The 6,745-nt window shown below is 61.5% G+C and carries 6 protein-coding genes and 1 pseudogene; 5 read left to right on the top strand and 2 right to left on the bottom strand.

What is annotated here, in order from left to right; genetic code table 11:
• The 5 genes and pseudogenes from DFO46_RS23180 to DFO46_RS23160 form a co-directional block, all read left to right on the top strand.
• Positions 1 to 336: pseudogene (locus DFO46_RS23180) on the top strand (methyl-accepting chemotaxis protein); the annotation flags it as partial.
• Positions 337 to 471: 135 nt separating this feature from the next.
• Entirely contained in the window at positions 472 to 969 is a 498-nt protein-coding gene (locus DFO46_RS23175; protein WP_110793935.1) for a chemotaxis protein CheW, read from the top strand.
• 47 nt (positions 970 to 1,016) lie between these two features.
• Positions 1,017 to 1,856: a CheR family methyltransferase gene (locus DFO46_RS23170; RefSeq protein ID WP_245422707.1), complete on the top strand. Its 840-nt coding sequence runs from the start codon at positions 1,017 to 1,019 to the stop codon at positions 1,854 to 1,856.
• Between the two features lie 8 nt (positions 1,857 to 1,864).
• Positions 1,865 to 2,953: a chemotaxis response regulator protein-glutamate methylesterase gene (locus DFO46_RS23165; protein ID WP_110793937.1), complete on the top strand. Its 1,089-nt coding sequence runs from the start codon at positions 1,865 to 1,867 to the stop codon at positions 2,951 to 2,953.
• Positions 2,954 to 3,014: 61 nt separating this feature from the next.
• The gene (locus DFO46_RS23160) at positions 3,015 to 4,787 is read left to right on the top strand and encodes a hypothetical protein (RefSeq protein WP_147412796.1); all 1,773 of its coding nucleotides are present in this window, start codon (positions 3,015 to 3,017) and stop codon (positions 4,785 to 4,787) included.
• A 33-nt stretch (positions 4,788 to 4,820) separates the two neighbouring features.
• Here DFO46_RS23160 and DFO46_RS23155 read toward each other — a convergent pair whose 3' ends face one another.
• Positions 4,821 to 5,546 (bottom strand): ParA family protein, encoded by a 726-nt coding sequence (locus DFO46_RS23155; protein ID WP_110793939.1) that lies wholly within the window; start codon positions 5,544 to 5,546, stop codon positions 4,821 to 4,823.
• A gap of 149 nt (positions 5,547 to 5,695) precedes the next feature.
• Positions 5,696 to 6,709, bottom strand: a complete 1,014-nt coding sequence (locus DFO46_RS23150; protein WP_205908210.1) for a bile acid:sodium symporter family protein — start codon at positions 6,707 to 6,709, stop codon at positions 5,696 to 5,698.
• Positions 6,710 to 6,745 lie beyond the last annotated feature (36 nt).

Raw genomic sequence — 6,745 nt, 5'->3', positions numbered from 1 at the left:
AGCCAGATCAACGAGGCGATCCAGCAGCTCGACAAGGTCACCCAGCAGAATGCCGGCGCCTCGGAAGAGATGTCCGCCACCTCGGAAGAACTCGCCGCTCAGGCCGAGGAACTGCAGGCCTCCATCGCCTTCTTCAAGGTGGACGGAGCATCGAGCAAGGCTGTGATGCAGCAGGCAAAACAGCTCCAGTCGGTCGCCCGGAAGATGGCAGCGGACGTGCCGGCCAAGCGCCCGGTAGTCGCAAGCCGTCCCCAGGCCAGGCCGAATGGTTTTGCCCTCGACATGAGCATGGGCGGCCCCGACGGTGATGACGAAGATTTCCGTCAGACGGCCTGATCCGAAACCTTAGAAGAAACCACGTCATCGGCCCGCTTCCATCGGACATGCGGGCCGGTGCCCCTCGCCGATCCCGATCGCTGTTCTCCATGTCCCAAGGATCTGATGCGGTGCCGAAATCAAGGAGTGTGCCCTATGGCCATTGCAGCAACTGAATCGCAATATGTGACCTTCAGCCTCGAAAACGAATGCTTTGCCGTTCCTGTCGAGGTCGTCCGGGAAATTCTCGACCACGAGGATCCCTTCCGCATACCTCACGGCCCAAGTTATCTCCTGGGCCTGCGCGATGTTCGCGGTCACGGCGTGCCCGTCATCGACCTGCGTCTGCGGTTGGGAATGTCACGGACCGAGAAGACACCGCACACGCGAATCCTCGTGATAGACGTGCCGATTGATGGCCGGTCTCTGTCGCTCGGCCTTGTCGCCGACCGCGTCTTTGAGGTCACCTCCTTCCGCCATGACGCGATCGAGGCAGCCCCTGATATCGGCATCCGCTGGCCCTCCGATTACATCGCAGGCGTCGTCCGCCGCACCGAAGGTTTCGTCGTCATCGTCAATTTGGCCAAGCTCTTCTCAGGCACGGACGTACGGTCCCTCGGCTCTGTCGCCGCCAGCAGTCTGGAACACGCATGAACGCTTTAGCCTCGAAGACATATGCGACAGCGGGTCAGGAAGGGCGGATGATGGCATCAGCCCTTGGCGACGGCCTGAGCCCGCGCAATTTCGACCTCTTGGCGCGCTACATCTATGACTACAGCGGCATCAAGATGCCGATCACGAAGAAGACGATGCTGGAGGGACGACTGCGTCGTCGCCTGCGCTTCGTCGGCGTCGACGGACTGAACCAGTATTGCGATTACCTCTTCCAGCATGGCGGGATCGAGAGCGAGGCCATTCACCTCATCGATGTCGTGACCACCAACAAGACCGACTTTTTCCGCGAGCCGACGCATTTCGACCACCTGAGCCGCAAGGCTCTTCCCGACCTCTTGGCGCAGGGGCATCGACGGCTGAGGGTCTGGAGTTCGGCCTGCTCGATCGGAGCCGAACCGTATACGCTTGCCATGGTGATCGAAGATTTCGTCCAGGCAAACGGCGGCCCCGACTATGCAATCCTTGCCACGGATCTGTCCACGGATGTGCTGCGCGTGGCAAAGCGCGGCATCTTCTCGACGGCAATGATCGAACCGGTCGATCGGGAAAGACGCAAGCGCTATGTCATGGAGCCCCGCGACCCCGGCCGCGGCGAAGTCCGGATACATCCCAAGCTGCGTGCCAAGGTCGGCTTTGCCCGGCTGAACCTGATGGATGCGTCCTACGGCGTAGGCGACCCCATGCAGATCATCTTCTGCCGAAACGTCCTGATCTACTTCGACAAGAAGACCCAGGAGAAGGTGCTGACCCGGCTCTGCGACCGTCTCGTGCCAGGCGGTTATCTCTATGTCGGCCATTCCGAAACCATCACCGGCTTCGCCCTGCCTGTCCGGCAAGTGGCCAATACGGTTTTTCAGAAGGTGTGAATTTGGCGATGGGCAAAAAGATACGCGTACTCATCGTCGACGACTCGGCCAGCGTTCGACAGGCGCTCACCCAGGTTCTGGAAGCCGATGGTGACATCGAAGTCATGGGTGTAGCGTCCGACCCCTTTGTTGCAGCACGACGCATCCAGGAGGAAGTGCCTGATGTAGTGACGCTGGACGTGGAAATGCCGAAGATGGACGGCATCACCTTCTTGCGCAAGCTGATGGCACAGCATCCGATCCCCGTCGTCATGTGCTCGTCGCTGACCGAAGCGGGATCGCAGACCTTGATGCAGGCGCTGGAGGCCGGCGCCGTCGACGTGATCTTGAAGCCCAAGATCGGCGCAGCCGACCATCTGGCAGAGGCCGGAGCCACCATTCGCCAGACGGTCAAAGGTGCAGCCCTCGCCCGCGTCAAGTCAGACCGCCGCCGCGTGGCATTTGCCGGTGCGACGGAAGCCAAACTGACCGCCGATGCGGTCCTGCCGCCACCGACCGGTCGGGCCATGGCAAAGACCACCGAAATGGTGGTTTGTGTTGGCGCGTCGACAGGAGGAACGGAGGCGCTGCGCGAACTGCTGGTCGCCCTCCCCGCCAATGCGCCTGGAATCGTGATCGTCCAGCACATGCCGGAAAAATTCACCAGCGCCTTCGCCTCTCGGCTCAATACGCTGTGCCAGGTCGAGGTGAAGGAGGCGGCCCATGGAGATCCGGTTCTGCGCGGTCACGTTCTGATCGCGCCGGGCGGCCATCACCTTCTGCTCGAGCGTCAGGGCGCGCGCTATCAGGTGGCGATCAAGGAGGGGCCACTGGTCTCTCGCCATCGTCCCTCGGTCGATGTCCTCTTTCGCTCCGCCGCGCGCGCGGCCGGGTCCAATGCGATGGGCGTGATCATGACGGGTATGGGAGACGACGGCGCGCGCGGCATGGACGAAATGCACAAGGCCGGCGCCTATACGGTGGCGCAGGACGAGGCGACATCGATCGTGTTCGGCATGCCCAAGGAGGCGATTGCCCGGGGCGGCGTGGACCGCATCGTACCGCTGGAGCAGATCGCCCGCGAGATACTGGCAGCCGACCGCAGGCACCTGGGATGAAAACCATCACCGTGCGGCACTTGAAGACGACAGCAATGAACACGAGAAACGAGGACTTGAGATGAATACCAAAAGAGCGCGTCAGTCCGAACGTTACTCGTCGCCAACAGACATCACCGGGCCAGAGATTGTCATCGGCAGGAGATTGAACGAGGCCCTTGCACAAATCGAGCAGCGTTTTCTCGACGGTGGCACCGTGCTGGTCGCCGTGCTCGAAGTCTTCAGCGGCCTGTTGACCTCGCTTGGCAGCATCTCCGATGCCTTGCGCGAGGACGAGGCCGCCGAAGCCACGGCGGAACTGGAGCACACCGCAGCCCTGATTGCGGCGCTGCCTGCCCAGCAGCAGGATCTGCGCCTTCGTTTTGAACGGATCGGTGACTATAGTCAGGCTCTCACCAGTGAAGTCCTGGCGATGGAAGACACATTGCGCTACCTGCGCACCTTCGCTGTCACGGCAAAGATCACCGGGGCGGGCATCGCCGATTTTGCAGGCTTCGCGGAGGAGATCGTCGAGCGCATCCAGTTCGCCAGCCACGAAGTGAAATCGTTCGGCGAGCGCATCGTCGCACTGCAGGATCTGATCACCCATGCCCGGACCGGAAGTGACGGTCTTGCCCAACACGACCAGTCTATCCCCGCAATCGTCGGCGATCTCGGCCGAAATGCCAATGCAATCCAGACCCAGCGCAGCTCGCTCGCTGATCTCGCGTCCCAGGTGACGAGCCTGGCGATGAAGGTCCAGGGTCGGCTGGCCAGCACTCTGTCGTCGTTGCAGATCGGCGACGTGACACGCCAGCGCCTGGAGCATTGTCAGGCAGCCTTCGATATCGCGCAAACCCATCTGGCCCGCTCGGAAGGACATGAGTTAGCACCCGCAGAACGCGAACGGGTTGTCCTCCTCATCATCCGCCTGGTCCGTGACCAGCTCATCGCCATGTCGGAGGATTTCCGCGCCGAATGCGCCACGATCGTGAGCAATATCGGTGCCTTCTCCCAGGATGTGACCGCGCTGATGGATCTGCAGCACTCGATGCTGCCGGCCGCTGACAACGCCTCTTCACGCTCTGCCATGGGCCTTGTCCGCGAAAGCCTGGAGACAGCCCGTGCCGTCGTCGGAGGCATCCAGCAGTCCGCCGGAGAAGCCCAGCGATTGAGTGCCGCCGTCAGCAGCATGGTCAAGGATCTCGTCGAAAGCGTCGAAACCATCCAGATCGTTCGAACCGACATCCAGTATATGGCTCTGAACACCAACCTGCGCTGCAGCAAGCTCGGCGAAGAGAGCCGCGCCATCAACGTGGTGACCAATGAACTGCGCACCTTCTCCGGCCGCCTGGATGATGTCACCGACCGCGCACTGGACCATCTGCGTCTGCTGGACGATCAGGCAACCGGCCTCAGCCAGACGGAAACCAGCCAGGACGGCGAAGGGGAACCCGACCTTGTGGCCCGCATCGAGGTGGCCCTCGCCCATGTCACGCTGGCAGGCAACACTCTGGACGACAAGCTGAATGACCTGCAGCAGCAGGGGCAGGAAATCTCCATCCGGGTGGCCAAGGCAACAGCCGGGCTGGACTTCCATCACGACCTGACGGCGATCCTCAACGACTGCTGCACCTTGGCGGCCGACGCCATCGACATGGAGCCGACCTGTGACGGCCTCGAAACATTCATTTCGGGCATCGCCGGTGAAATCTATGCGACCTATACGATGAAGTCGGAACGCGACGTGCATTCCGCCATATTCGGCGCGGCAGCGGACAAGGGTGAAATGGTCGAGGCTGCCCCGGCGCAGGCGCTTACGGACGACGAACTTTTCGACGACGCCCTGTTCTGAGCTCCTTGTAAAGGGAGCGGGCGGTGGCGAAGGTCAGGCGACCATTCTGACGGTTTGCGGTTCAGAAACCGCGGCCGCACCGATGGTGCAAAAGCGCATCAGACGCTCCATCACCTCGCGTCCCAGCATCTGGGCGTTTTCCTGGGCTCGGTCGAGATTGCTCACATGGCGGGGATCCATCGTGTAGAGCGTCTCGCCGCAGGAAAAGACGTCGCGGAAGGCCGCCCGCTCGACGATCGGCGTTGCCAGCAGATGCACCCGTTTCTCCGCCATCAGAGCCTTGACGCCCTGCAGGGCACGGGTGGTGATGATCGGGTTGATGCGCGTCAGCACGACCGAGTGCGGAACGCGGATGCCCGTCTTGTCCTGCAGATAGTAGAGCAGGTCGATGACATTGGCTGCTCCTTGCGCGTCCATCGCCGATCCCTGGGCCGGGATCAGCACGTAGTTCGAATATCCGAGCGCCTGGGCAATCAAGGGACTGCGATGGCCCGGCAGGTCAACGACCACAAGGTCGACGACATGCTGGTAACGCTTGATCTCGCGCTCGAGGCTGGCGGCGGAGACATAAGGGACCACCTGCAGCCGCTCCGGGCAATTCGGACCCAGTTGCTGGTGCCACCGCGAAATCCAGTGCTGCGGATCAGCATCGAGCACCGCGATCCGCAACCCCATTCGCGCCAGTTCGGTCGCGATGAGAAGCACTGCCGTCGTCTTGCCGGCACCGCCCTTCGTGTTGGCGAAAGTCACAACAGGCATATGAGCGTCCGTTCCCAGGCTGGCATGGCCGAAGCCTGCATCAATCTATCCGAATGAAATCCAGCATGACGCAATCATGCTTAACCATCGGTAAACCGGGAGCGAAATACGCGGAATGCGTGCGCGTTTCGTGGCAGGATCGGATCGACCTACGGTGCCTTCGAAACGGCCCCCGCGCCACTGTCCACCGGGATCGGCTTCGTCGCGATGTCAGAAACGGCAAATCGACGCGCGAGCCACGCACAGACCATAAGCTGAATCTGGTGGAAGAGCATGAGCGGCAGGACGATCGCGCCGACCGACTGCCCAGCGAATATGACGCCGGCCATCGGCACACCACTGGCGAGGCTTTTCTTGGAGCCGCAAAAAACGGCCGCGATGCGATCTTCCCGGCTGAAGCCGAAAAGCTTGGAACCGAAGAAGGTGATCGTCAGCACCACAGCGAGAAGAAGAACGTCGAGGCCAATCACCAGAGACAGATCCGCCGCCGAAAACTCGGACCAGATCCCCTCAATCACCGCATTGGAGAATGCAAGATAGACGACCATCAGGATCGACCCCCGATCAACAGGCGCGAGCAGCGATTTGCGTGCCCGGATCCAGTTGCCAATGAAGGGCTGCAGCACCTGGCCGAGCACGAAGGGCAGGAAAAGTTGCAGCAGGATTTTCCAGATCATGTCGAGCGACACGCCGACATGACCGCCCGCCGAGAAGAGAACGGCAACGAGCGCCGGCGTCAGAAACATGCCGAGGATGTTGGAGGCGGACGCCGCACAGATCGCAGCAGGCACATTACCTCCGGCGATCGATGTGAAGGCGATCGACGACTGCACTGTTGAGGGCAGAACGCAGAGATAAAGCAGCCCGAGATAGAGGGCCGGAGGGATCAGCCAGGGCGAGAGAAGACCCAGCAACAGGCCGAGCAGCGGAAAGACGACGAAGGTGACCGCCAGGATGAAGCTCTGCAGGCGCCAATGCAGGAAACCGGCCACCACCACATCGGTCGACAGACGCGCACCGTGCAGGAAAAACAGCAAGGCAACGGCCAGATTGGTTGCAATCCCGAACCATTCTGCAGGCTCGCCTGAAATCGGGAACACCGAGGCCAGTGCCACCATGGCGACGAGCAGCAGCGTGAAAGTATCGGGAATGAAGCGTTTCATTTGAGCGTTCCGGCATGGCTGGACAGTCCGCAGAGA

This window comes from Rhizobium sp. AG855, from assembly GCF_003610655.1.
GTDB classification, from domain to species: domain Bacteria; phylum Pseudomonadota; class Alphaproteobacteria; order Rhizobiales; family Rhizobiaceae; genus Allorhizobium; species Allorhizobium wuzhouense.
Note: the sequence above shows the minus strand (reverse complement) of the source record. Positions and strands in the feature narration are given on the sequence as shown.

Bases quoted from the DNA above. Each gene is read 5' to 3' on its own strand.
- DFO46_RS23170 (WP_245422707.1), top strand. From the start codon at position 1,017: ATGATGGCATCAGCCCTTGGCGACGGCCTGAGCCCGCGCAATTTCGAC.
- DFO46_RS23150 (WP_205908210.1), bottom strand. From the start codon at position 6,709: ATGAAACGCTTCATTCCCGATACTTTCACGCTGCTGCTCGTCGCCATG.
- DFO46_RS23175 (WP_110793935.1), top strand. From the start codon at position 472: ATGGCCATTGCAGCAACTGAATCGCAATATGTGACCTTCAGCCTCGAA.
- DFO46_RS23165 (WP_110793937.1), top strand. From the start codon at position 1,865: ATGGGCAAAAAGATACGCGTACTCATCGTCGACGACTCGGCCAGCGTT.
- DFO46_RS23155 (WP_110793939.1), bottom strand. From the start codon at position 5,546: ATGCCTGTTGTGACTTTCGCCAACACGAAGGGCGGTGCCGGCAAGACG.
- DFO46_RS23160 (WP_147412796.1), top strand. From the start codon at position 3,015: ATGAATACCAAAAGAGCGCGTCAGTCCGAACGTTACTCGTCGCCAACA.